Here is a 24,964-nt window from a genome sequence, read left to right as displayed (position 1 = left end):
CTCACTTACGAAGTTGCTATGCCCGCATGTTCCCCCAAAATCAAAATTTCACTATTGAGAAACACTGCCGCCTAATTTACGTTTAAGCTCATTATATTCTGCAGTAAGATCTTCTTCTGCCTGTTTCTGATCACTGATCGCTTCTACTTTGACCGCACAGTACTTATATTCAGGTGTTTTAGAAATAGGATCAACTACATGGATGGTCAATTCGTTACAAGCCCCCACCCACCATTGATATGTCATATATACAACACCTGCACGCACCCGGTCTGTTACCAGCGCTCTGGTCATAACCGAACCGCGTCGTGTAGTCACACGCACAAGCTCTTCGTCAACAATCCCAAGTTTATCAGCATCATCTGGATGAATTTGGAGATAGCCTGGTTCATCAGCCAGTTTAGCAAGACCCCAACAGTTACCAGTCATGGTGCGGGAGGAATAATGACCTACTTCGCGCACCGTAGATAGTACCAGCGGATAGTCCGCATCAGGTTGTTCAACCGGTGGACGCCATTCTGTTGCAAAGAAATTTCCTTTCTTGCTCGGAGTTTGGAAGATGTTTCCTTTAAACAAATAGGGCGTTCCCGTCTCCTCTACCGTACGGCATGGCCACTGAATGCTGCCCAGTTGTTCCAGCCTTGCATATGTTGCCCCAGCAAAGCTTGGGGTTAGGCTAATCATCTCATTCCAAATTTCCTCGGTATTTTTATAATTCATTTCATAACCGAATCGTTTTGCCAGTTCACAAATAATTACCCAGTCGTCCTTAACGTCGCCTTGAGCATCTACCGCTTTACGGAAGCGTTGGAATCTACGGTCTGCACCACTAAATACACCACCATGCTCACCCCAGGAGGTCGCAGGCAAAATGACATCAGCATGCAAAGCCGTTTTATTCATAAAAATATCCTGAAGAACTACTAATTCTAATTGATCCAAGGCCTTTCTTACACCAGCGGCGTCCGGATCACTCTGGACAGGATCTTCGCCAATAATATAAAAAGCTTTTAATTTGCCGTCTTCGGCACAATGAGGAACATCGGTAAGTGCATAACCCACTTTTTCCGGCAGGCTTGCCACACCCCATGCCTCAGCGAATTTTTTGCGATTGACCGGATCGGTGACCGATTGATAGCCAGAATAGACATTAGGAAGTGCACCCATATCGCAGGCACCCTGCACGTTGTTTTGTCCGCGCACAGGCCCAATGCCTGAGCTAGGCTTCGCAATTTGGCCGGTTAACAGGCACAAACTGCCCAATCCTTTGACAACATCGACTGCTTGATTGTACTGGCATACACCCATGCCATAGAGAATGAATGATCTTTCTGATTTCGCATAAATTTCCACAGCCTGTTCCACAAGCTTAGGATCAAGTCCTGTGATTTTTTGCGCGTACTCAAGCGTATATTTAGCTACATTTTTCTTGTATTCGTCGAAACCTTCCGTATATTTTTCAATATACTCTTTATTCTCCCAGCCTTTTGCCAGAATAAGGTTGGCAAAGCTGTTGACAGCTGCCATATTGGAACCATTTTTTATTGGCAGCCAGATATCGGCAATCCTGGCCGATTCTGTTTTACGAGGGTCAATAACAATAATTTTGGCACCTTTTTCCTTGGCTTTCACAATACGCCGGGCCACCAGCGGGTGAGAATCTGCCCCGTTATATCCAAAGATAAATAAACAGGTAGCATCTTCAATTTCCGGAATAGAGTTTGTCATTGCTCCACTGCCAAATGATGCAGCCAGACCGGCTACAGAGGGAGCGTGTCAAACACGGGCGCAATGGTCGACATTATTGGTGCCGATCACCGCGCGCATAAATTTTTGCATAAGATAATTAGGCTCGTTGCCCATACCCCGGGCTGACCCGGTACCCATAATGGCATCAGATCCATATTTCTCTTTTATATCCTTCAGTTTGTCAGCTACAAAATCCAGTGCTTCATCCCATTCAACTTCTTTAAAATCATCACTTCTGTTGTACCTAAGTAATGGTTTAGTCAGACGTTTGCTCAAAATTTTAGTATCGTTTAAAAAATCCCAGCCATAGTGGCCCTTCAAACAGAGCTCACCTTCGTTAATATGTCCATTTGCCGGCTCCGCGCCAACTACTCTGCCATTTTCTACCATTAAATACATTTGGCAGCCAGCGCCACAATACGGACATACTGTTAGAACTTTCTCCAAGGTTCTCCCCCCTAATCAAAATTGTTTTAACACTTGAGTAGGCTTTTCTTGCAGTTCAGACGATATTTATTGCTTTTTAATGACAAATTGTCAATCTTCTGACTTTATTCCATCTTTGTATAAAAACTCCTGCCTGTATACGAAAAAAATTTCACAAAGTTTTTAATTTTACAAAATCAATCCATAATAATGCTGCAAATTAAATTAACCACGGCCTATTTACTATAGCGCCGTGGTTAATTGTAATTATTTTCGTAATTGGGGTCTTCATTTTAAGCATCTGCCAGTAAAATAACCTCAACCTCGGTACCTACCACCAGTGGCGGCGAATCCTCAGGAATAACAATCAACGCATTTGCACCCATAGCCGATTTTAACATACCATTGCCTAGGGCGCGTGATGGTTCAACTAACATATCAGCCTCAGCCTGCCAGCACCGTGCCCAGACAAAACGTTTGGCGCCTGTCTTTTTCTTAAAAGGTGACGCTAATATGCCCTTAATTCTAGGTCGCCACCACACCTTACGCCCGGCCATTTTCATTAACACAGGACGCACCAATTGTTCAAACGACATCGCTGCAGCTGCCGGATTACCCGATAAACCTAGATAAAGTTTACCATCACGAGTTCCTGCTAACACAGGCATTCCTGGCTTCATACTCACTCTATCGAATAGTAACGTAATGCCTAATTTTTTGTATACCTCGCCAATGAGATCATAGTCTCCCACCGAAGCACCGCCTGTAGTTACAAATAAGTCACAATCAGAAGCACTTTCTAATAAATGTGCAATTTCTTCAATATTATCTGAGGCATTCCCCATTAGTACGGTCTGCCCGCCTGCTTCAGTCACTTGTGCACTAAGCATATAACTATTTGAGTTGCGAATTTTCCCTGGCGCTAAGGGAAAATCAACAGGTACAATTTCGCTGCCTGTGGCAATAAGGGCTACACGTGGTTTACGAAAAACGTAGGGCCGACTTTTGCCAAGGACAGCTAACATTCCCATTACTCCAAAGTTTATGATCGTCCCCTGTGAAACAACCTCTTCACCTAGGAAAATTTCTTCTCCCTGTAAACATATATTTTTTTCTGCGCCGCTTCCATCCACAATGCTGACACTATCACCATTTACAATCGTGTCCTCTAAACGAATTACGCCAGTAGCATTAGGTGGTATCGGCGCACCTGTCATAATGCGGCTAGCTGTGCCAGCGCTAATCGTTTTGCTAGGATTGCCTCCTGCCGGAATATAGTCAATTTGCTCAAGAATTACTGGATTTTCCGGAGTTGCAGTAGCCACTTCCTCTGCAATCAGCGCATACCCATCAAGCGGTGAGCGAGTAAATGGTGGAAAATCCATATCAGATGTTACTGTTTCTCCTAAGATACGTCGCCAACACTCCTGTAACGCCACGCGTTCCTTGGGCATTACATTTACTAAATTCAATAAAATTTCCTGAGCAATCTCCAGTTTAACTGACACTAGATTATGTCCCCCTTTACTTTCCAAATGGACAACACGGGTACGAACATTCCTTACAGCCCATACATAAGCCGCCATAGCCCATTTCCGCAAAATCCTGCTTACTCAGCCTTTCGCCTGCAAGGATTCGCGGAAATACTAAATCAAGCACCGTTATTTTGGAAAACATGCCACAGGCAGGCAACCCCAATATCGCAATGTTATCCAAATAAGCCAACATAAACATGGCTCCCGGCAACACTGGCGTCCCGTACGTAATAACTTGTGCACCTGTTGCCCTGATAGCATCTGGGGTTACATCATCAGGATCAACTGACATGCCCCCGGTAACAATGATCACTTCAGCTCCCGCTTTAGCATGATCTAAAATAGCTTGCATAATTGCCTCAGCATTGTCAGGCTGAAAAGTAGTGCCGCTGTAAGTTGCTTGATATGTTTCTATCTTTTCCTGCAGTACAGGCCCAAACTTGTCTTGGATTCGCCCGTAAAAAACCTCATTACCTGTGGTAATTATCCCTGTCTTTAGGGGCTGTAGCGGTTTTACGGCTATAATATCCTGATACTTTCCCGCTATCTGCTCAACAGTCTCGACTGTCTGAATATCGGCTATTAATGGTACCACCTTCACTCCGGCCAACGTTTCTCCAGCCTTTACCAGTCTATTGCCATGTAAAGTCGATAACACAGTATAATTGACCGAATTTATTTTAGTTACAGCGTCACGATTTACTTTCAGCAGACCAGCCTGTTCGGCAACAATATGCACCTTACCCTCTGAAGGCCCTGCAAAACAAGTATTTGTTCCCCCTACCGCAGCAGCCAGCCGCTGCGCCGCCTCATTTTCGTGGATTTGCTCCACACCAAGTTCAAGCAGATAAATATGTTCTTTCCCAATATTGAGTAAATGTGGTATATCTTCTTCCCGAATAATATGACCTTTCTTAAAAGCAGGTCCCCGATATTCGCCGGGAACAATTTTGGTCATATCATGCCCTAGTACCATGCCAACAGCTTCATTTATCCGTACTTTTTTTAGTGCCACCGATATATTTCCCCCTGCTTCTCAGTTTTCTACTTAGAGTCCAGCTATTCGTTCCGAATGGGTATATATGTTTAAACGCTCACCCCGCGCAAAGCCAATAACCGTAACCCCAAGTTCTTCAGCCATATCAAGAGCCAACGTAGTCGGAGCTGAACGTGCAATAATAATCGGGATATTCATTTTGCTAACTTTCAGCACAATTTCCGAAGATACCCGTCCTGAAAAAACCAACACTTTATTATGGGTGCTAATTCCGTCCAGCAGACAGCGTCCATACAACTTATCGAAAACATTATGGCGCCCAACATCCTGACTCCAATAAATTAGCTTTCCTTCTGCCGCCATTGCACCACCGTGCACGCCGCCAGTCAGCCGGAAGGTTTCAGACATAGCGTCAAGTAATTCAGAATAACGAATAATCTCCCCTGGAGTAATCCTCAAATCAGTATTCACAATCTTAGCTGTTAATACATCATTTGCAAAATAGAAAGCAGAGCGTCCTTTACCACAACAGGCTGTCAGGTAGCGCTTTAAAAACATTTTTTCAGCTGCTACTTCACCAGAAACTGTGGTAACATGGATTACCCCCTGTGCTATGTTGATATCAATGCTTTTGATATCATCCATCTTCTGGATAATGCCTTCTGTTGCTAAAAAACCGATCACAAGATAATTTTCTTCACCAGCAGCGGCTAACATGGTCACAAGTTCCTTACCATTCAAATATATCGTAAGCGGTATTTCCTCAATTACCGGTTCTTCGGTTTTTTCAATCTCCTGTCCACGAACTTTAATAACTGGATAATTGGCCGTGCCTTTAAGTGCATCCATATCCTCACCCCGCTACAATCTCTCGATATAATTCTCTAAGCTTCGCGGTAATTACCCCTGGAGTTTCCACGTCATTGCCAACAGTACGACCATTGATCATCCTAACAGGAATAACCTCCATAATCGAGCTAGTCAAAAATATTTCATCAGCTTCATCCAGTTCTTCTTCCTTAACCCTTCTAATCTCAATTGGTATATTTTCTGCTTGAGCCAACTCAATAACCGTACTTCTGGTGATACCTGGTAAAATACCGCTATTTTCATCTGGAGTAATCAACCTGCCTGCCTTGACAAGAAATATATTACTCATGGAACCTTCGGCTACAAAACCATCGGTATTAAGCATAACAGCCTCCTGCGCCCCGAGTATTTTGGCCTCAGCTTTGGCCAAAATATTATCAAGATAATTGGCTGACTTTATCCTGACCAATGGCGAAGACAGGTTGCGCCGCAAATTGACTGTAGCAATACTCCACCCTGTGGGCGGTAGCGGCGGTGGCAAGGGGGCTGCAAATACGGCTATAGTAAGGGACCCGCAACTAGCTGGATCAGGCCGAGCTGCCCCCCCTCCCCGTGATAAGGTCAACCGTATGGAAGCATCTTGGAGATTATTGTGCTGAAGAACACTATTTATAGCAGCAGTGAATTCGGCTTGACACGGAAGCTCCGGCCAGCCAAGTATAGCTGCAGCCGCTGCAAGACGTTTAAAATGAACCTCGCCTTTAAATAAATTTCCATTATAGGTGCGCATCGTTTCAAATAGACCATGGCCATAAAGAAACCCATGGTCTAGGGGGGAAACAACAAGATCGTCGGCTGAAATAAGCCGACCATTAAAATAAATAATCATCCTGCCAGCCGCCTTTCACTTTAGATCTGGTAACCTAATGCCTGCATCAGTGCTCGTGCCTTATCCAGACTTTCCTCATACTCAAGTTCAGGTACCGAATCAGCTATTATACCGCCACCGACCTGATAGTAAGCCTGGTCGCCTTTAATAACAAAAGTCCGAATAACAATATTTAAATCGGCATCACCGTTAAAATCAATATAACCGATTGAGCCAGTGTAAATATTACGACGTACTGTCTCAAGTTCATCAATAATCTCCATAGCGCGTACTTTGGGAGCGCCGGTAATGGAACCTCCCGGGAATGAGGCAGTAATTAAATCAATAATATCTTTGCCTGGCGACAGTTTACCAACAACAGTTGACACCAGATGAAACACAGTCGCATACTCTTCCAGCCGGATTAAATCAGGCACACGGACACTGCCAAATTCACACACTCTCCCCAAATCATTGCGCTCAAGATCAATAATCATAACTAATTCGGCCCGGTCTTTTTCACTGGCAAGCAGTTCTTCACGAAGTAACTGGTCAGATTCAGGATCTGCACCACGCGGGTTTGTTCCTTTTATTGGCCTGGTCTCTACCCTGTCACCGGTAACTAGCATATAGCGTTCCGGCGAAGCACTGGCCACGGTTACTTCGCCAAAATTCAAATATGATGCAAACGGTGCAGGGTTTATATGACGAAGGTAACGATATAGCTCATACGGCGGCACTGTCACCTTGGCATTAAAGCGCTGAGTCAGGTTAACCTGAAAAATATCCCCTGCAGCAATATAGTCGATACCCTTTTGTACCATCGCGCAATGGCCCTCGTGAGTAAAGTTGGATTGATAATCGCCATTAGGTACTTGTGGCTTAGGCACAGGTAAAGGTTTAGCCTGAGCCACCAAAGCCGCTAACTCTTCCATGCGGCTTTCAGCCCGCTTCTGCCTGAGTAATTCGTCTTGTTCCGGAAAACCATTGGCAGCAACATAAGCCTTGTTCGTATGGTGGTCAAAAATCAACACAGTATCATAAAATCCTAACATACAATCAGGATTATTTAGATCGTCGATACTATGCTCCGGTATAACTTCTAATAAATAGCCCATATCATAGCCCAAATAACCGATAACTCCACCTGTTAAAGGTGGTAGCCCGGGGACCTTTTGGGTTTTATATATTGCCAGCAACTGCTTTAACTCAGCAAATGGATTACCCGCAAAAGTCCGAATGCTCCCCTTTTCTTCAATATGGATTGTCTGACCTTTGCTTGAAAATACCAGAAACGGGTCACGGGCAATAAAAGAATATCGGCCCATATCATTATTATCTTTACCGCTGTCTAAAAATACACTATAGGGCTGCTGGGCAAACAGCGCAAAAATCTCAGCAGGTGGCAAAGTAAGAGTTATTTCGCGAATCATCGGTGTCGGATACATTACCGGCTGACCCCTTTCAGCTTGCTTATCCAGTTAGGATTCAAAGCAAGAAAGTTTTTTAGCATAGCATGTCCGTCTTGTGTGAGAATGGATTCAGGATGAAATTGTACTCCCTCAATGGCATACTCCTTATGACGAATACCCATAATTTCACCTAGATCGGTTTGGGCACTAATCTCGAAACAATCAGGCAGCGTTTCTTTTTTTACAATAAGCGAATGATACCTGGTAGCCGTAAGTGGACTCGCGAGGCCAGCAAAAACGCCTTTACCATCATGATACATCAGTGAAGTTTTGCCATGCATCAGACGATTTGCCCGTACAACATCACCGCCAAAGGCCTGTCCAATCGCCTGATGTCCAAGACAAACGCCCAACATGGGTACTTTCCCCTTAAAATGCTGAATAACGTCCAGACTGATCCCTGCTTCATTAGGTGTACAAGGTCCAGGTGAAATAATAATATGTTCCGGACTGAGCTCTTCAATTTGAGCAATTGTTACTTTATTATTACGATAAACGCGGATATCTTCTCCCATTTCGCCAAGGTATTGGACAAGATTATACACAAATGAATCGTAGTTATCAATCATTACTATCATGGTCATACCTCCTCGGCACTATTTTAACACAGCCTGTCCTTGCTCACAAACTGCTGATTATATTCTATTTAAAAAATGAGGACGGCTATATTAAAAGCCGTCCTCATTACTGTTACAAAACCTTACTTATTACGGGGTTGATAATGAGTATGCAGAAGTTCATGGGATTTGTGACCAAGTGGTTTGCCCAGGAACTCGTCATATAATGCTTTAACTGCCGGATTCTTATGCGACTGGCGAATTGCTTTGTCGCTGTCTACCTGATAAAGCCCAGCCATCCGGGCTTCTTTGGTAGCTGTGGTAGTACCCCAAGGTTGACCACCACCACCAATACAGCCGCCAGGACAGCACATAATTTCTACAAATTGATAGTCACACTCGCCTGCTTTGATTTTATCAAGGATAACACGCGCATTCTTCAGGCCATTAGCAATAGCAACTTTGACTTTTGTACCATCAAGGTCTACTTCTGCTTCTTTTATGCCTGTTAAGCCGCGGATATCTTTAAACTCAACATTGGCAAGTTCTTTGCCTGTAACAACTTCGTACACAGTACGCAGGGCAGCTTCCATTACGCCACCGGACGTTCCGAAGATTACAGCTGCACCGGTGGAAATACCCATCGGGTCATCAAACTCTTCATTATCAAGCTTAGTAAAATCAAAACCTGATTGTTTTATCATCCGCGCCAATTCGCGAGTAGTCAACACAACGTCAACATCGCGATAGCCGCTGTCATTCATTTCTGGACGGGCGCTCTCCCGTTTTTTGGCCACACATGGCATGATCGACACCGAAACTATTTTACTCGCATCAATGCCAGCTTTTTCTGGATAGTAGGTTTTGACTAATGCACCAAACATTTGCTGCGGTGATTTGCAGGTCGATACATTTGGCAACAGTTCAGGGTAGAAGCCTTCAACAAAGTTAACCCACCCTGGGCTGCAGGAGGTAATGAGTGGCAAGACACCACCCTGGCTCATTCTCTCTAACAGTTCGCTGCCTTCTTCCATAATGGTTACGTCTGCAGAGAAGTCAGTATCAAATACCTTGTCAAATCCTAACCGCCGAAGAGCGGCTACCATTTTCCCGGTAGTAATACTGCCAGGGTCCATACCAAACTCTTCGCCCAAAGCTACTCTTACGGCCGGAGCTACTTGAACAACTACATGCTTCTCCTGATTACCAAGAGCTTGCCATACTTTTTCTGTTTCATCTTTCTCATATAATGCGCCTACTGGGCAAACAGAAATACATTGTCCGCAATATACACAAGTGGTATCTTGCAATGGCCGATTAAACGCAGTAGTTACTTCATATTCAATGGAACGGTGGGCTGTATTAATAGCACCAACTGTCTGTACCTCTTGGCACATTTCTACACAACGCCCGCATTTTACACACTTAGACATGTCACGAACAATTGCGCCGTTGGAATCTTCAATTGGTAACGCTTTAGGCTCATTCTTAAACAGTGGTTTACTAATGCCAAAATCGCGAGCTAATTTTTGCAATTCGCAGTTTGTACTTCTTACGCATTGTAAGCAATCCTGCGGATGCTCAGCCAGGATAAGCTCAAGTACATCTTTTCTGGCTTGACGGACAGCTGGGCTATTGGTGATAAATTCGGCACCGTCCCACACTTCATTACCGCAAGCGGTCTTAAGTTTTCTCTGACCCTTAACTTCAACTACGCATACCCGACAGGTAGCGCGTACTTTAAGGTCAGGATGGTAGCATAGAACTGGGATGTCTATGCCAATCAGCTTTGCGGCATCCAGGATAAGGGTGGTTTCAGGGCATGATACAGGAATGCCGTCAATGGTTACATTTACTATTTTATTAGGATCTGATGCATGATGACCCATCACTACTCACCTCTTTCCTGTTCAGTAAAGCAGACTTTCGCCGGACATTTTTTGTTCAGGTGATCTGCAAATTCATCTTTGAAGAGTTTCCAGCAGGTATTTAATGCCACTGCCGCCGATTGTCCCAGACCGCAGAAAGAAGCATTGGTCATAGTACTAATCAGGCGCTTAAGGACAACCATATCGTCCTGGGTGGCTTCTCCTGTTGAAAGTTTGCATAAAATCGCATAGATCTGCTTGTTGCCTTCCCGGCAGGGAGTGCATTTACCGCAGGATTCATGGATAAAGAACTCAGTTACACCTTTTAGGTAATCAATCACACAGACATCTTCGTCCATAACTACTACTGCGCCTGAGCCAACGGTCAAACCAGCGTTTCTAAGCGTTTTGTAGCAATACGGCGTGTCCAGTTGTGCTTCATTGCCAATAGGCCCAGACTGCCCGCCTAAATGGTAGAATTTAAGCTTCTTGCCATTAGGAATACCGCCGCCCAGTTCAGGGTCATATATGCAATCTTTCAGGCTTACACCAAAGGGAATTTCATATACGCCACGGTTAACCACATTACCAGACAAGCAAATTAGCTTAGTACCGCCGCTGTCGTTAGTGCCATAGCTTAGATACTTTTCGCCGCCCTCTAAAACAATGGTTGGAATGGTCGCAATGGTCTCAACATTGTTAACTAATGTTGGCAGTAAGAACAAGCCAACTTCTGCTAAATGAGGTGGTTTAATACGAGGACGACCAGCTTTGCCTTCAATCGAATTCAAAAGAGCTGAGTTTTCACCGCATACATAAGCACCAGCACCGGTCATAATATGAATATTGAATTCAAAATTGGTGCCCTGAATATTTTTGCCAAGATAGCCTGCTTTTACAGCATTATCAATGGCGCTTTGGAACACCTTTTGAATGGCTCGATACTCACCCCGGATATAAATGTAGCCGTCATGGGAGTTAAACACATAACCAGCAATGGCCATGCCTTCAATTACTCTGAGCGGGTCTTGGCCTAACAGGATTTTATCTTTAAAAGTACCAGGTTCGCCTTCGTCAGCATTAATTACAATATATTTAGGAAACTCAGGAATTTCCAAGAGTTGTTCCCATTTAGAACCAGCCGGATAGGCAGCACCGCCGCGACCTAACAGCTTAGCTTTCTTAACTTCACCAATGATTTCTTCCGGTTTCATAGTAAACGCTTTTTTGAGACCTTGGAAGCCGCCTGCTTTCACATATTCTTCAACAGAATCAGGACTAATTACGCCACAATTAGTCGAAACTAGTTTCTTTATTTTTGACATGAGGACACCCCCCGGTAACTATTAACAATTTCAGCTACCTTGGCTGCTGTCAGGTTACCATAGACCTCTTCGCCAATTTTGGCTACCGGGCCAATGTCGCAAGCGCCAACGCAATTCGTGTGCATCAACGTGAAGAGGTTGTCTGGTGTAGTCTGGCCGAGGCCAATACCTAATACATCCTCAAACATTTTAACAACTGCATCCGCTTTTGTTACATGGCAGGGCGTACTCTTACAAATTTCAATAACATACTTTCCTTGTGGTTCAATACTAAACATAGCGTAGAAAGTTAATACATCATGGACTTTGCTTATTGGTAATTCTAACTCACGAGCTACCACTTCAGCCCATTCTTCGGCTACATAATTTTCGCCGGAGGCGCATTGAATATCCAATAAAATCGATAACAACTGTTCTTTTTGCTTATTATATTTATTGATAATTTCCATGACTTGCTCATACTGTTTAACAATTCCTAATGCCTGATCTTTTGTGACTTTTGAACAACACATTCTTGTTATCTCACCCTTTCTTTTGCTATCTTGTATTATCAAGATAAGCCAGCACGTTAAGGATAGCAACAATAATTATATCATATCTATGAGTTATTTACTTTGTGAAAATTTGCTCAATTTCGATTGTATTGGTTCTTATATTACAATAATGTATAGAATGCAGGGTCAACCACTTTTCCTGTGGGTTGACCCTACAGTTCTCCCTGAGCTTATCCTTTTCAACCATTGTTTAACCAGATAATGGGCATGTCTTATTGCTATTAAACTTTGGGACGCGGCAGGAAACCTGCACCCTTCACAATTTCTGGCAAGGCTGCTTCCCAGCCAACAGGCATGATATGAATACCAGCTACTCCTGGAATTTTCTTGAGCTGGTTACACAGTTCAATTGCCACTTGGATACCCTCTTTTTTCGGGTCTTCGGCTTTCTTCATGCGCTCAATCAAGCTGTCGGGGATTTCCATCCCAGCAACATCCTTCTTCATGTACTGCAGCGCTTTTACCGAACGTACAGGTAGAATACCTGCGGTAATCTTTGTTCTTTCATGAATACCACGAGCTACGACCATTTCCATGAAACGGGCAAATTTTTCAATATCAAATATTGCTTGCGTTTGAATGAAGTCAGCACCTGCGTTTACTTTCTTTTCAAGACGAATGGCCCGGAATTCAAACGGATCACCAAACGGGTTTTCTACGGCGCCGATAAAAAACCGTGGTTCATTGGTCTTAATAGCAGCATCAGACAGAAGTTTCTTCTCGTCACGCATTTTTTTGACCATGGCAATTAATTGCACAGAGTCAACATCATATACATTTTTACAGGTCGGATGGTTACCAAACGATTGATGGTCACCGCTTAGGCACAAAACATCACGAATTCCTAAGCTATAGGCACCAAGTAAATCGCTTTGCATTGCAATGCGATTACGATCCCGGCAAGTCATCTGAATAATCGGTACTCCGCCGCCCTTCAAAACATGAACACCAGCAGCAATACTGGACAACCGTACAATAGCAGTCTGATTGTCAGTAAGGTTAAAACCATCAACAATGTCTTTAAGCTCACTGGCATGATGCACTAATTCATGACCCTCAGAATGTTGGGGTGGCCCAAGCTCACCTGTCACCACAAAATGACCCAGAGAGTACAGTTTTTCTAGTTTACTGTCTGTTTTCAAGACAGCTTCTTTATCAATAGCTACTTCGCTCATAACCGTACATCCTCCCTCACAATTTTGCGAGGACCGCCGTCTCTGTTTTTCGACCAGTCTTTAGCCGGTAATACTTCTGTCATCATGTCCAGACGTCCTTGGCCTTTTAGGCGGTCATAGATAAGCTGCCATGCACAAGGAGTATCTTTGCTTATTTCGCAAACCCCACCTTGTGAACCGCCGCAGGGTCCATTCATAAGACTCTTTGAGCAGCGGATAACCGGGCATACGCCACCAGTTTTGGCAAGCACACACTCCCCACACAGCATACAACGTTCTTCCCAAATACCATGTTCAACAGCAGCACCAGCAAATTTAGTATTTTGACCAGGTACAAAGATGATCTCAGGATAGTTTTCTGCCATGAACTGCACGCCAACACCGCAGGCCATGGACACAACAACATCAACATCCTTAAGCTGCTCTTTAAACCTGACCACATATTCAGGATCACATTGACGCTCATAGGTAGCCGTTTCAATTTGCACAGGCTGACCGTCAACTTCCATTTTCATTCGAAGGGCACTGGCCATAATATCAGTTTCTTTTTGGCCGCCGGACAGACATACAGTAACACAGCCACCGCAACCGGCAACCAGTACTTTTTTCGCGCCTTTTATGGCTTTTAGGGAATCAGCAATTTCTTCAATTGGCTTGATTTCTGCAACTATCATATCGCTTGACTCGTCTCCTTTCTAGGCCTTCCGGGCCTTAAGCGGACTCGGACCTAACTTTTCAAGCAGTCCGGCCATATCCCGGGCGATCTGGGCGAAACGCGGACCGTGAGTTCCAGATACGTTATACATAACCAAACGTTCTCCGCCAACTCCTACTTGATCCAGTATTTCTTTGATGTGCTCCAAACGTTTCCGGGCACGAGAGCTACCTTTCACGTTCATGCACTCATGCTCAGGACAGCCAGCGACAAATACAGCGTCAGCGCCTTTTTCAAACGCTTCTAACAGCAGTCTGCCGTCAACTTTACCAGCGCAAGGTAACTCGACGGTCTCGATGGTAACATTAACATCGGCTGGTGGGCCAAGATCAGAGGTAATTAATGCGCACATACGGCAAACAAATCCTACTACTTTAACATCACTCATAATTAACCCACCTCCGTCAACGCGGTCTTAACCCGAGCCAGTACCTCATCATCTGCATAATGATGTACAAAAATGGCTTTATTCGGGCATTCTGATGCACACATGCCACAACCGCGACAATCAGCAGGTGGAATATAGGCAGCGCCCATTTCTTTTTTCTCACGGGTAATTTGCGGAATTGTGTAAGGACATGTCCGCACACAAGTTAAGCAAGCGGCACATTTTTCCCATTCTACTTCAGCTACCATACCACCCATCATCAGCGCAGGCTGAGCTAAGACACGAGCAGCACGACCAGCTACCCCTTTAGCCTGAGTCAGACATTCGACAACTGATTTAGGCCCATGAGCTGCACCGGTAATAAAGATACCGCCACCAGGGAAGGCAATTGAACCAAAGTTAGAATGAGTTTCTGACAAGAAACCATCATCATTCACCTGGATTTTAAAGATGTCGGCAATCTGCGCAGCATCTGGAGATGATGTTTGCGCAACAGCCAAAATGACTTGGTCAGGCTTAATATCTAACTCAAGACCTGATTGCGGATCATTGACTTTCATTGCAAGATTACCAGCACTATCTTTTAATAACACAGGCTTATTGGCTTCTTCGTAGTGAACAAACACTACACCAGCTTTTCGCGCTTCACGGTATTTCAGTTCAAGATAGCCAGGTGTCCGGATATCACGTGACAAAACATATACTTTGGCAGCAGGATTTTGCTCTTTAATCTTAGTGGCCGCATATACTGTTTCCCCGCAACAAGTACGGCTACAGTATTTATGCTCCTCATTACGGGAGCCCACACATTGCACAAAGACATAAGTAGCTTCACCTTTAGCCGGTAAACGTCCGTCTGCCAAACGATGCATAGCCTCAACACCGGTAATTACTCGCTGATCCTGACCATACAAATATTCGGACGGAACATAGGTGGTAGTACCTGTAGCCATAATGACTACCCCATGCTCAATTTTTTTAGTTGTTTTACCTTGGCCGATTACCACTGTGGTAATAAAGTGACCTTGGCGACCACTAAACTCAACCGCTTCAGAATTGAGTAAAACCTCAATTTTGTCATTCTTCTGAACTTGCTTTTCCAGATTATCAATGGTTTTTTTGAGATCTTCTGTCTCTAAACTACCGGTAAGATCGCGGACATATCCACCAAGCACCGAAGCTTTTTCAACAATAGTACAGCCATAACCTCGATCAGCTAAGGCAACCGCAGCTGCCATACCAGAAGCTCCGCCACCTAAAATCAGTGCATGAGGTATCACTGGCTCTGCATGCCATTTAAGCGGCTTATATGTTTTGACATCACTTACCGCACGATTAGTAATTTGAGCAGCAGCACTGGTAGCTTTATCTGCATTATTTTTCCAATCTTTAACTGGCACTGCCGCCATTTCCACAAGCATCCGATTTAAACCAGCAGCCTGTGCTGTTTCTTGGAATAGATTTAAGTTATGCTTTAATACACAAGGTGCAACAACAATACGATTCAGACCCTGTGTAGCAATCAATTTCTGCATCTTGGCAATTGCCTCAGGCTGACAAACTGCTTGTTCACATTCCACAACAGTTACATCTGCCTCTTTTTTAGCAGCATCGATCACAGCATTGACATCAGCCCCCATGGCAGCTAGGCCGCCTTTGCACAGGAACACACCAACCCTAACAGGTTCCTTACTAATATCACGTTCTGGTACTGGTTTACGGGCCGGACGACCTTCCGATTTACCAAGAGCTTGGGTTGTAGCAGCAGCTGCTGCACTTGCCAAGGCCATGGTTTCGGGAACATCAAGCGGTCCTTGCGTGCCACCAACTGAAAAAATGCCAGGACGCTTAGTTACCATTGGATCAAGTGGATCTGCCTGAACAAAACCGAACTCATTGAGTGGTACTTGCAAAATTCCAGCAGTTTCTTTTAACCGGGTGGACGGACGTATACCTGCAGCCAATACTACCATATCAAATTCTTCTTTAACCGGTTTACTAGCCGCAGCATAATTAATTGATAATTTTTCAGTTACCGGATCTTCTTTGACCTCAGAAATCATACTACGCACATATTTAGTACCTAACTCCTGTGCGCGTGATAAAAAGGTATCAAAGTTTTTGCCGCATGCCCGTAAGTCAAGATAATAGACGGTAACGTCAGTTTTAGGAGCAAATTCTTTAGCCAATATGGCTTCTTTAGCGGTAAACATACAGCAAATAGCTGAACAGTATTCACCCTTAGACACTACATCCCGGGAACCTACACACTGTATAAAAGCAATTTTTTCCGCACATTTGCCGTCTGACGGGCGCCTGATACAGTCTGAGCGATAACGGCTTTCGGATAAGAGATGTTCAAACTCTAAGCTGGTAACAACATTTTTGTAATACCCGTATCCTAACTCGCCTTTTTGGGAGACGTCATACATGCTGAAACCGGCTGCCAGAATAACCGCTCCAACGACAAGTTTTTGGGTGAGCTTGCCGGCTTGGGCATCGCTGATGGTAGCCTGGAAGTGACCTACATCCCCTTGTAACTCAACTAGCTTACTGTTGGTATAAATACGTACAAGTGGATTATTAGCGGCGCGGGTAATAAGTGAACCCAACACCGTACTGGATGCATGAAGATTGCCACCTAAATACAAAGCGGAAATATTTACCTGATCGCCCCATACACAAGCAGACTGCTTGTCTTTATCTGAAGAATCAACTAATTTTCCACCAAGATTTGCTTCATCTGTTACCAAATGAACGGGGTATCCTGCCCCAGCTAATTCCAGAGCCGCCTGCAGACCGGCAATGCCACCGCCAATAACGAGCACATCCTTTTGCATGGCTCTCACTGCCTTTCGCTAAAATATCATATTTTGCCATCATCACACAGCTGATATAACCACAGAGAAACCGGACATCGCTATATACTAGTTCTGCCGGTTTCTCTGATAATGGTTACAACAGGTGCAATGATGTCAAGAGCGGTATAGGATCAATAATATGTTTTTTCATCCATTTTTTTGCTTGAGGATGACCAAAACTAATCCCCAGCAATTCAGTGAAGAAAAATACTGGTATAGGATTTTTGATTTCTTTCTGCCGAGTTTCCAATGTCATCTGGCATAGAGGGCACGCAGTCACAATCGCGTCAGCACCTGCTCGTTGCGCCTCAGTTACCAAATTTTTGGTTATCTCATAAACAACATCAGTACGAGGCACAGTCAAGCTGCCACCGCAACAGTCAGTTTTATATGACCACCGCTTTACGTCGGCTCCAGCTAAATTCATTAGCTGATCCATCGCTTGCGGCTGCTCAACATCATCAAAGGCTACGTAAGTAGGCCTTGTGAGCAGACAACCATAATAAGGAACAATTTTGAGGCCCTTGAGAGGGTTTTTAACCTGGGGCTTAACTTTACCGACAATTTCTTTCCTCATGATAACTTCCAGCGGATGTGTAACATGGACTGTACCATTGTAGGATGATCCCATTATGTTTTTCAGTTCTTCGTTAGCATCGTTAGCTTCCGGAGTACCTTCACGCACATAATGATCAGCAGCCTTTACAAGGTTATAGCAAGCAGCACAAGGCAAAACTAACTCCTTTTGCTGTTCGGCTTCAGCAATGACAAGATTTCTGAGCGGCAAAGCAAGCGCGAGAAAACGATCTGTAGAGTGACCTGCGGTAGCTCCACAGCAATTCCATTCTGGAAGTTCAGCTAATTCAAGATCCAGGGCATCAAATACAGCCTCAGTGGCCATATTATATTCTGCCGCAGTTGAATGAAGCGAACATCCCGGATAATAGCCTAATTTCATGGCGCCTTTTTCTCCTTTGCTCTCTGGAATATTTTCTTGATTTCACCCTTCCGCCGTTTGAGGGCATTATGAGGTAAAAATGGCATCTTACCGCGTTTTGTCATTTCCTTGCCCAGATCCATATCCGTAAAAAAGTCTCCAGTACAGAATTTGTAAAGTCCCATGAGACCAACTTCATAACCCCGGCCTTCGCCACCGATTATCGGAAACCCTTTCATGGAATCAAGAAACAATTCATAAAATAATTTTATGTTGTAATGGCTGGCCGGAATTTTATCTTCAGCCATGGTTTCCATTTTAATGGTATCCATAACCTTAGAAGTGTCAATACCGTTCGGACACCTTACGGCGCAAGTCTTACAGCCAACGCAGAGCCAAGGAGTATTGGATTTATAAACCTTATCCTTTTCTCCTAGCTGAATCATACGTAATATCTCATAATTGTTATGTTCCATGACAAAGTTTATCGGGCAGCCACCAGCACATTTCATGCAATGATAGCATGAACTGATCGGCTGATGAGACTTCTCCTCGATTTCCTGGCAGAAAGAAGCTTTATCTTTAGTAGGTTGTTTCACCGTTGACATCATTGACCTCCTTTCCTGGCGTAAACCCAGCGGTATTACCGCTGTCTGAACACCTTAGCGTAGGAGTCGCAGTAAATATCTTGATTAAGGATTAAGCGAGCAGTAGCAATCGCATCTACTAACGCTTCATCATTAGCATCGCAAATAGCCGAATCCAAACCAGCAGTCATAGCCATTACAGCAAAGGTGCGGTTAATAAGCGGACGAAACGGGCTTTTTTGTGAAATGTTGGAAAGACCAACAGTAGTTTTCGGAGGAGGATTGGAAATCATTTTAATTTGGCGAATAGTTTCTAAAGCTTCAACACCATGTTCTTGAGCCACGTTAACTGGCAAAATAATCGGGTCAATAAACAGATTATCCGGTTGCAAGCCATATGCTTCAGCATTGGCAACAAACTCCATAGCCATAGCAACACGGTCTTCAGCACTCTTAGGAATACCTACTTTATTGATGCACAGGCATACAACATCGGCTTGATATTTAGCAGCCATTGGGAAAACGCGATCAATTTTTTCTTGCTCGCAGCCAATGGAGTTAATTAATGCACCTGGTTTGCCGTAAGCTATAAGCGCGGCTTCCATAGCATCATAGTTGGTAGTATCAATAGCCAGCGGCAGGTCACTAACTTCTTTTACAACATTAATCATCCAAGGAAGATCGATTGTTTGATCTTCGGAGTTAGGTCCAGTGTTTACGTCAAGGTAGCTAGCGCCGCCTTCTTTTTGTTTAACAGCCCATTCTTGTAGAGGTTTCGGGTCATGCTCCCGGATAGCCAGACCGATGTCTTTGAACATACCATTAATTCTTTCGCCAATGATAAGCATTAATAAAATCCCCCTCAATAATATTATTTTTTTTGGGAACCTTTAGTTTAGCATTAAGATGTTTTACTGGAATCCTAGCAAGCTGTTGAGACTTAGATTTCAGGTTTAATCATTAATTGTTCAGCATTTTTCTTAAAGAGGCGAACAGCTTCCGGATGACGGAGTACCATGATATGAGCGCCGCCTTGTAAAAGACCAGCAGCAGTCATAGCTTCCCACAGGATAGCGCGTTCTGCTTGGTTGCCCCAGTTGGGGAAATCTTCTTCAGTAGCACAAGCTTCTTTAGCACGCCATGCTTCATAACCAACTTGGCAAATTACAGGCATTGACAACATTTTATCGCCTTGAAGAGCGCCCAGACGGCCGCGTTCAAGGATGGAATAGGTATATTCAATACCATAGCCAAGAGCAGCAGTAGCCGGGTCGATGATAATATTTTCCGGAGCTAAGCCAAGTTCAGAAATAAGAATGTTAAGCTGTTTGCAGATGTTGATGTCAAGCGGGCTTTGAGCCAACAATTTATGCTTATGAACCATAGCAGCAGCAGCAATTGATTTGTAGCTGTCTTGTTTAGCCAAACCAATTAACAGGTTTTCGCCAGCAGCGGCTTCAGCAACTACAGGCAGAAGAGCGTTGTCTTTTTCTTCATCGCCACAACCGATAACGATAACAGGCACGCCTACTGCAGCCAGTACATCTTTAACTATTTTGGCGCAATCTTCTGGGCTCTTATTCCCATTATCAGGATGAGCACCGGCCAGTTTGATATAAATCAGGTCAGCACCGAATTCTACGCATTTTTTAGCCCAAGCTACCGGATTATCAATAACTTCGGCATACACATCATTCAATACTGGATGCCAATTAGGATTGATATCCTGAATCTCCATTGCTACAACTGGTTTTAAAGGCATTTCACCTTCAAATTGGAGGAATGGCATTGTGGAATCGCCACCAACGGTTACTGTGCTAGTACGAGTGCCACCCTGTTCTTTGGTTGCACCAATGGTAACGGTATTAATTTTACCGGAATATCTTTCTTTCAACATATTAGTTGCCATAGTTACGCTCCTTCCAAACATTTAGATTTGTGCTTCTTTACAAATGGCGTTTACCGCCTGTACAGCCACCGAATCCTCTGGTAAATCAAACAGTGGCTGACTCAATAAGTCGAATTTAGCTACCTGGGGATCATAAGGAATTACCCCGATTAGATTAAGACCGGTTTTATCAATCTCGCCTTTCAAAGCAGCAAGATCTTCGTCATTTTGCGTCTTAGTAACAATCAAATAAATGTTTTTTACATCTGATTTGAGTGTGTCCACAAGTTGACGTACGCGGCCTGCAGACCGAATACTACGAGCCGAAGCATCGCTGACTACAAACATATAATCAATATCCTGAGTTACCCGGCGACTGATGTGTTCCATGCCGGCCTCATTATCCATGAGTACATAGCCATAGTTTTTGCCAAGTTTGTCCATATAACCTTTAAGCAGATTATTAGGGAAACAATAACATCCAGGACCTTCAGGACCGCCCATCACCAGCATATCCACATAATCTGATTCAACCAATGACGATTGGAGTTTATATTCAATATATGTCTCCTGGGTCATACCGGCAGGAATATTCTTGGGATTCTTGGTACTGGTTATCAACTCAGAGATTGTTTGCTCAACCTCCATCCCTAGGGCTTCATTCAGATTGGCATTGGCATCCGCGTCAACTGCCAAAATGGAACCCTTATTGTTTTTAACCAGATACCGGATAAGTAACGCGGTAAATGTAGTTTTACCTGTACCGCCTTTTCCTGCCACTGCTATTTGTTTTGCCATGTCTTAAAACTCCTTTCATTACTCCCAAACCCAGCTAGATTGTAGTTAAAGACTGACATTTGGGAATAAAGTCAAATCAGTATGAGGTATAAACAGGGATGAGATGAATTCATCCATAAATAGATTTCCGACCGACAACTCAATGTAAGTCATTTTACCTGCCAGATTATTGGCTTCCTGCCATGCCTCCTGGGATAATAGTGCCATACAGGCACCTTTAGCCGAGGTATTACCGACATACTTGTATTTTTCAACAGGTATATCAGGTAATAGTCCAATAGCGATAGCGTCAGGAATGTTGAGATAGTTGCCAAATCCGCCAGCTACATAAATGTTTTCGATACTGTCAAGCTCGAAACCGACTACATTTAAGAGTGTGCGAATCCCAGCAAACACCGCGCCTTTAGCTCTAAGCAGGTTTTTAACATCCGCTTCACAGATAACGACATCACGATTAATATCGGTGTCTTCCCGCCAAGCAAGCACAAACTCGGGTCCTGTCTCCCCAATTCGCATCCGTTCAGTCGACAGGCTGGTTTGAAACTTACCAGCACGATCAATAACACCCGTGCTTCTCAGCTTTGCCAGGCAGTCGATAAGACCAGAACCGCAAATGCCAATTGCCTTACCATTGTTAATTGTGGTATATGCCACTTCATAGGTTTGAGGATCTATTTGCATACGCTCAATGGCACCATGCATGGCCCTCATACCGAACATTATTCCTGACCCTTCAAATGCTGGGCCAGCCGAACAAGAACAAGTTACCAACCAATCACCGGCACCTAATACCATTTCGCCGTTTGTACCAATATCAATCAGGAGTGATATTGGCGCATCCTCATTACCCATGCCTGTAAACAAAGTACCGGAAACGATATCACCGCCAACATAACTAGCAACTGACGCATAAGTAAACACGAGAGCGTCCTGACTAATTCTTAGTCCTAATTCCCGTGCCTTAACAACTGGATAGATGTTGGCTGTTGGAATATAGGGCTCCAAGCGGATGAATTTTGGGGGAATCCCCAAAAACAAATGCGCCATGGTTGTGTTGCCAGCTGTCATCATAACGCGTATATCAGTTTCTTTAACATGTCTCTGTTTCACCAACAAATCCATAATGAGCGTATTTATAGTGTCAATGATACTTTGATGAACGGTTTTAAGCCCATCCTTTTCTTCGACAGCATATACGATGCGACTAATGACATCATCGCCAAAACGAGCTTGACGATTATGTGTTCCTGCGGTATCAACGACTCTACCTTTTTCGAGATCAAGCAGGTAGGCTACTACAGTAGTAGTGCCAATATCAACAGCTATACCATATAATGGCTGATGGCCATGACCAGGCTCTACATCAATTACTTCCGCCTTACCGCCGATCTCAGATAGCAGTACAGTTACTTTAAACTGATCAACCCTGAGAATTTCTGCCAACTTCTGAATAATCGAAAGAGGAACATGAATGTCCGTACACTTAGTTTCTTTCTTAAGAGCCATGGTCAGGCGGTTAAGGTCATCACGGTTATCCTGCAGGTTAGCAACAGGCAAAGTTAGCCGGATACGACGACAAAGCGGATTGAGTGGATAACCATTAAGAGGGCTTTCTTGCTTTTCCAGTAGTAATTCTTTAAGCTGCCATACGTGTAATAAATAGTTACTTAAAGCATCTGACATACCAACGCCTGCTGAAGTAGTTTCGCCTAGCACCTGATGTTTGCTCATAGCCGAGGTTTTAGGTATTTCTACTACTAAATCTTCGTCCTGAACTAAGGTCTGGCAAGCTAGATTGAGTCCTTTCTCAGCAATTCTTGCTGCTAAATGGCTGTCTCTTCTGGCTTTGGCACTGCCGCTCTTAATTTGAACTACACACTTGCCGCACGTACCGTCACCACCACAAGGGGCTTTTATCTCAATATCAGCCTGACCTGCGGCAGTAAGCAGGTCAGTGCCTGACTCTACTTCCACTTGTACTCCTGCGGGAAGAAATGTTACGAACCGTTTGCTCATCCTTAAATTACCCTCCTGATTAGTTGGACCAAGGTTGCTGTGATCTTTCTTCAGATACAAAAAAGGGGAAAGAAGTTATTACTTCAAAAGTTGGGGATAACGAGCTTTTGCAAATGCAGGAATACCAACAGCTTCTTGTGGTCCAACAATTACGTCTAACCCAGATATTTCTGTCAGTTTACCCATGATAATCGCAACATAGCCAGGGATAACAATGCTATTATGGTTAACTTTATCCATAATGCCGAATGATTTAATAGTCTCATTAATAGGCTCAGCAACGAATTTACCTGCAGCCCAAGCGGTAAGAACCGAAGCACCGTCAGTATCAACAGCTACAATGTAGCCTGGAATTTTACTGCCCACAACTTCGCCTTCAACAGCAAAGTAAGTAAGAGCAAAGTTAGTGCAAACATATACCGGGGAATCAGGAGTAACTTCACCGATTTCGTAAACCTTAGCCTCAACAGCCATTGGTTTTTGTGGATCAGTGTAGATGTTCATGCGCCATGCCATTAAAGGTAACAGATGATGCTTTTCGTCAGCTTTCATGCAAATGATGCTGGCATATTTAGCAACATAAGTAGCAGCTTCAATTACTTCTTCTTTCGGATCAGTAGCTAAAGTGCAAGCAATCATCGGATAGCCAAACGGACGGAATTTCTTTTTGATTGCCAGACGACGGGCATTAACCATTTCACCAAGAGTTTTGGCTGGTGCAGTATTGCCAAAATCAATGACAATTTCTTTATATTCTTTAGCTACTTTTTCTACTAAAGCAGCAGTATCATCAAGACCATTGCCTTTTACTACTACTGGGCAGTTATTGGCTTTTGCAAGAGCGACAACTTTTTCCCAGTTTTCAGCAGTAGCAGCATGAATAAGAGGTTTCTTAGCAGCTACGGCAGGAACAGCAGCTTCAAGAGCAGCCGCATCGCCAGCTAACAATAAAGCAAAATTAGCTTTAGCAGCTACAGCCTCAACAGCAGCCTTAAATTTGGCAGCATCGCCAGAGCAGTTAGTAATAGCAACAAATTGAACTGCAACTGTTTGACCAACACGTTCCAGTACCAGTTCATTGATTTTGGCAATTTTGGCGTCAAGTTCTGCGCCAGACAAAGTATCCGAAATTTGAATTGCTAAAGCAGTAGGATGATAGAAAGTTTTATCATGGCGGAAGAGGACGGTTTCGTCACCTAATACAACTTCTTGCTCACCAACACCAACTTTTACAGTTTTTACTGGTGGTGCAGTAGCCGCACCTAAAGTTTCTTTTGCGGCCTCAGTTGCATGAGGGCACATATCAAGAGATGCTTTACCATTAGCCATTGCCATTGCAAAAGCCAAGCAGGTAGGTGAACCACAGTCTTTACAGTTTGTTTTGGGCAGTTGTTTGAAAATATCCAAACCTGTTAATGCCATTTTCTCTTCTCCTTTC

General features: G+C 43.9%; 21 protein-coding genes. All 21 read right to left on the bottom strand.

The genetic code is table 11. The features are described from left to right. Window positions 1-51: 51 nt before the first annotated feature. Window positions 52-2,196, bottom strand: a complete 2,145-nt coding sequence (fdhF, locus tag ACZ449_RS04235) for a formate dehydrogenase subunit alpha (protein ID WP_464261805.1) — start codon at window positions 2,194-2,196, stop codon at window positions 52-54. A 272-nt stretch (window positions 2,197-2,468) separates the two neighbouring features. Beyond that, window positions 2,469-3,683 (bottom strand): molybdopterin molybdotransferase MoeA, encoded by a 1,215-nt coding sequence (locus ACZ449_RS04230; protein WP_464259819.1) that lies wholly within the window; start codon window positions 3,681-3,683, stop codon window positions 2,469-2,471. A gap of 16 nt (window positions 3,684-3,699) precedes the next feature. Continuing rightward, window positions 3,700-4,725 (bottom strand): molybdopterin-binding protein, encoded by a 1,026-nt coding sequence (locus ACZ449_RS04225; protein ID WP_464259818.1) that lies wholly within the window; start codon window positions 4,723-4,725, stop codon window positions 3,700-3,702. A 33-nt stretch (window positions 4,726-4,758) separates the two neighbouring features. Continuing rightward, a complete protein-coding gene (gene fdhD / locus ACZ449_RS04220; RefSeq protein ID WP_464259817.1) occupies window positions 4,759-5,556 on the bottom strand; it encodes a formate dehydrogenase accessory sulfurtransferase FdhD in 798 nt (265 codons plus the stop codon). A gap of 4 nt (window positions 5,557-5,560) precedes the next feature. Next, window positions 5,561-6,406, bottom strand: coding sequence for an aminotransferase class IV (locus ACZ449_RS04215; RefSeq protein ID WP_464259816.1), 846 nt, complete (start codon window positions 6,404-6,406; stop codon window positions 5,561-5,563). Between the two features lie 20 nt (window positions 6,407-6,426). Beyond that, window positions 6,427-7,833: an aminodeoxychorismate synthase component I gene (gene pabB, locus ACZ449_RS04210; protein WP_464259815.1), complete on the bottom strand. Its 1,407-nt coding sequence runs from the start codon at window positions 7,831-7,833 to the stop codon at window positions 6,427-6,429. Then, the gene (pabA, locus tag ACZ449_RS04205) at window positions 7,833-8,435 is read right to left on the bottom strand and encodes an aminodeoxychorismate/anthranilate synthase component II (protein ID WP_464259814.1); all 603 of its coding nucleotides are present in this window, start codon (window positions 8,433-8,435) and stop codon (window positions 7,833-7,835) included. The genes pabB and pabA overlap by 1 nt, the downstream gene beginning before the upstream one ends. Before the next feature lie 122 nt (window positions 8,436-8,557). Further along, window positions 8,558-10,303, bottom strand: coding sequence for an NADH-dependent [FeFe] hydrogenase, group A6 (locus ACZ449_RS04200; RefSeq protein ID WP_464259813.1), 1,746 nt, complete (start codon window positions 10,301-10,303; stop codon window positions 8,558-8,560). Between the two features lie 2 nt (window positions 10,304-10,305). Then, window positions 10,306-11,607, bottom strand: coding sequence for a complex I 51 kDa subunit family protein (locus ACZ449_RS04195; RefSeq protein ID WP_464259645.1), 1,302 nt, complete (start codon window positions 11,605-11,607; stop codon window positions 10,306-10,308). After that, a complete protein-coding gene (locus ACZ449_RS04190; protein ID WP_464259812.1) occupies window positions 11,595-12,119 on the bottom strand; it encodes an NADH-quinone oxidoreductase subunit NuoE family protein in 525 nt (174 codons plus the stop codon). The genes ACZ449_RS04195 and ACZ449_RS04190 overlap by 13 nt, the downstream gene beginning before the upstream one ends. A 263-nt stretch (window positions 12,120-12,382) precedes the next feature. After that, window positions 12,383-13,336 (bottom strand): methylenetetrahydrofolate reductase, encoded by a 954-nt coding sequence (locus ACZ449_RS04185; RefSeq protein WP_464259811.1) that lies wholly within the window; start codon window positions 13,334-13,336, stop codon window positions 12,383-12,385. Beyond that, complete coding sequence (locus tag ACZ449_RS04180; RefSeq protein ID WP_464259810.1) at window positions 13,333-14,010, bottom strand: methylenetetrahydrofolate reductase C-terminal domain-containing protein; 678 nt, start codon at window positions 14,008-14,010, stop codon at window positions 13,333-13,335. Before ACZ449_RS04180 ends, ACZ449_RS04185 begins: the two co-directional genes overlap by 4 nt. A 21-nt stretch (window positions 14,011-14,031) precedes the next feature. Continuing rightward, window positions 14,032-14,439, bottom strand: a complete 408-nt coding sequence (locus ACZ449_RS04175; RefSeq protein ID WP_464259809.1) for a hydrogenase iron-sulfur subunit — start codon at window positions 14,437-14,439, stop codon at window positions 14,032-14,034. Between the two features lie 2 nt (window positions 14,440-14,441). Further along, a complete protein-coding gene (locus tag ACZ449_RS04170) occupies window positions 14,442-17,279 on the bottom strand; it encodes an FAD-dependent oxidoreductase (protein ID WP_464259808.1) in 2,838 nt (945 codons plus the stop codon). A gap of 115 nt (window positions 17,280-17,394) precedes the next feature. Then, entirely contained in the window at window positions 17,395-18,258 is an 864-nt protein-coding gene (locus tag ACZ449_RS04165; protein ID WP_464259807.1) for a CoB--CoM heterodisulfide reductase iron-sulfur subunit B family protein, read from the bottom strand. Continuing rightward, a complete protein-coding gene (locus tag ACZ449_RS04160; RefSeq protein ID WP_464259806.1) occupies window positions 18,255-18,848 on the bottom strand; it encodes a 4Fe-4S dicluster domain-containing protein in 594 nt (197 codons plus the stop codon). The genes ACZ449_RS04165 and ACZ449_RS04160 overlap by 4 nt, the downstream gene beginning before the upstream one ends. 32 nt (window positions 18,849-18,880) lie before the next feature. Then, a complete protein-coding gene (locus ACZ449_RS04155) occupies window positions 18,881-19,672 on the bottom strand; it encodes a methyltetrahydrofolate cobalamin methyltransferase (RefSeq protein ID WP_464259805.1) in 792 nt (263 codons plus the stop codon). A gap of 92 nt (window positions 19,673-19,764) precedes the next feature. Next, window positions 19,765-20,733, bottom strand: coding sequence for a CO dehydrogenase/acetyl-CoA synthase subunit delta (gene cdhD / locus ACZ449_RS04150; protein ID WP_464259804.1), 969 nt, complete (start codon window positions 20,731-20,733; stop codon window positions 19,765-19,767). Between the two features lie 21 nt (window positions 20,734-20,754). Continuing rightward, complete coding sequence (locus ACZ449_RS04145; protein WP_464259803.1) at window positions 20,755-21,510, bottom strand: ATP-binding protein; 756 nt, start codon at window positions 21,508-21,510, stop codon at window positions 20,755-20,757. Between the two features lie 45 nt (window positions 21,511-21,555). Then, entirely contained in the window at window positions 21,556-23,526 is a 1,971-nt protein-coding gene (locus tag ACZ449_RS04140; protein WP_464259802.1) for an ASKHA domain-containing protein, read from the bottom strand. Between the two features lie 78 nt (window positions 23,527-23,604). Further along, window positions 23,605-24,948 (bottom strand): acetyl-CoA decarbonylase/synthase complex subunit gamma, encoded by a 1,344-nt coding sequence (gene acsC, locus ACZ449_RS04135; protein WP_464259801.1) that lies wholly within the window; start codon window positions 24,946-24,948, stop codon window positions 23,605-23,607. Between the last annotated feature and the right edge of the window lie 16 nt (window positions 24,949-24,964).

Source organism: Desulfosporomusa polytropa, from assembly GCF_055380075.1.
This window is presented reverse-complemented; position numbering and strand designations above follow the sequence as displayed.

Excerpts from the sequence above, each read along its gene's own strand:
- ACZ449_RS04155 (WP_464259805.1), bottom strand. The coding sequence starts at position 19,672 with ATGCTTATCATTGGCGAAAGAATTAATGGTATGTTCAAAGACATCGGT.
- ACZ449_RS04215 (WP_464259816.1), bottom strand. The coding sequence starts at position 6,406 with ATGATTATTTATTTTAATGGTCGGCTTATTTCAGCCGACGATCTTGTT.
- fdhD (WP_464259817.1), bottom strand. The coding sequence starts at position 5,556 with ATGGATGCACTTAAAGGCACGGCCAATTATCCAGTTATTAAAGTTCGT.
- pabA (WP_464259814.1), bottom strand. The coding sequence starts at position 8,435 with ATGATAGTAATGATTGATAACTACGATTCATTTGTGTATAATCTTGTC.
- pabB (WP_464259815.1), bottom strand. The coding sequence starts at position 7,833 with ATGTATCCGACACCGATGATTCGCGAAATAACTCTTACTTTGCCACCT.
- ACZ449_RS04160 (WP_464259806.1), bottom strand. The coding sequence starts at position 18,848 with ATGATGTCAACGGTGAAACAACCTACTAAAGATAAAGCTTCTTTCTGC.
- ACZ449_RS04175 (WP_464259809.1), bottom strand. The coding sequence starts at position 14,439 with ATGAGTGATGTTAAAGTAGTAGGATTTGTTTGCCGTATGTGCGCATTA.
- ACZ449_RS04140 (WP_464259802.1), bottom strand. The coding sequence starts at position 23,526 with ATGAGCAAACGGTTCGTAACATTTCTTCCCGCAGGAGTACAAGTGGAA.
- ACZ449_RS04165 (WP_464259807.1), bottom strand. The coding sequence starts at position 18,258 with ATGAAATTAGGCTATTATCCGGGATGTTCGCTTCATTCAACTGCGGCA.
- acsC (WP_464259801.1), bottom strand. The coding sequence starts at position 24,948 with ATGGCATTAACAGGTTTGGATATTTTCAAACAACTGCCCAAAACAAAC.
- ACZ449_RS04170 (WP_464259808.1), bottom strand. The coding sequence starts at position 17,279 with ATGCAAAAGGATGTGCTCGTTATTGGCGGTGGCATTGCCGGTCTGCAG.
- ACZ449_RS04200 (WP_464259813.1), bottom strand. The coding sequence starts at position 10,303 with ATGGGTCATCATGCATCAGATCCTAATAAAATAGTAAATGTAACCATT.
- ACZ449_RS04180 (WP_464259810.1), bottom strand. The coding sequence starts at position 14,010 with ATGATAGTTGCAGAAATCAAGCCAATTGAAGAAATTGCTGATTCCCTA.
- ACZ449_RS04185 (WP_464259811.1), bottom strand. The coding sequence starts at position 13,336 with ATGAGCGAAGTAGCTATTGATAAAGAAGCTGTCTTGAAAACAGACAGT.
- cdhD (WP_464259804.1), bottom strand. The coding sequence starts at position 20,733 with ATGGCAACTAATATGTTGAAAGAAAGATATTCCGGTAAAATTAATACC.
- ACZ449_RS04195 (WP_464259645.1), bottom strand. The coding sequence starts at position 11,607 with ATGTCAAAAATAAAGAAACTAGTTTCGACTAATTGTGGCGTAATTAGT.
- ACZ449_RS04190 (WP_464259812.1), bottom strand. The coding sequence starts at position 12,119 with ATGTGTTGTTCAAAAGTCACAAAAGATCAGGCATTAGGAATTGTTAAA.
- ACZ449_RS04145 (WP_464259803.1), bottom strand. The coding sequence starts at position 21,510 with ATGGCAAAACAAATAGCAGTGGCAGGAAAAGGCGGTACAGGTAAAACT.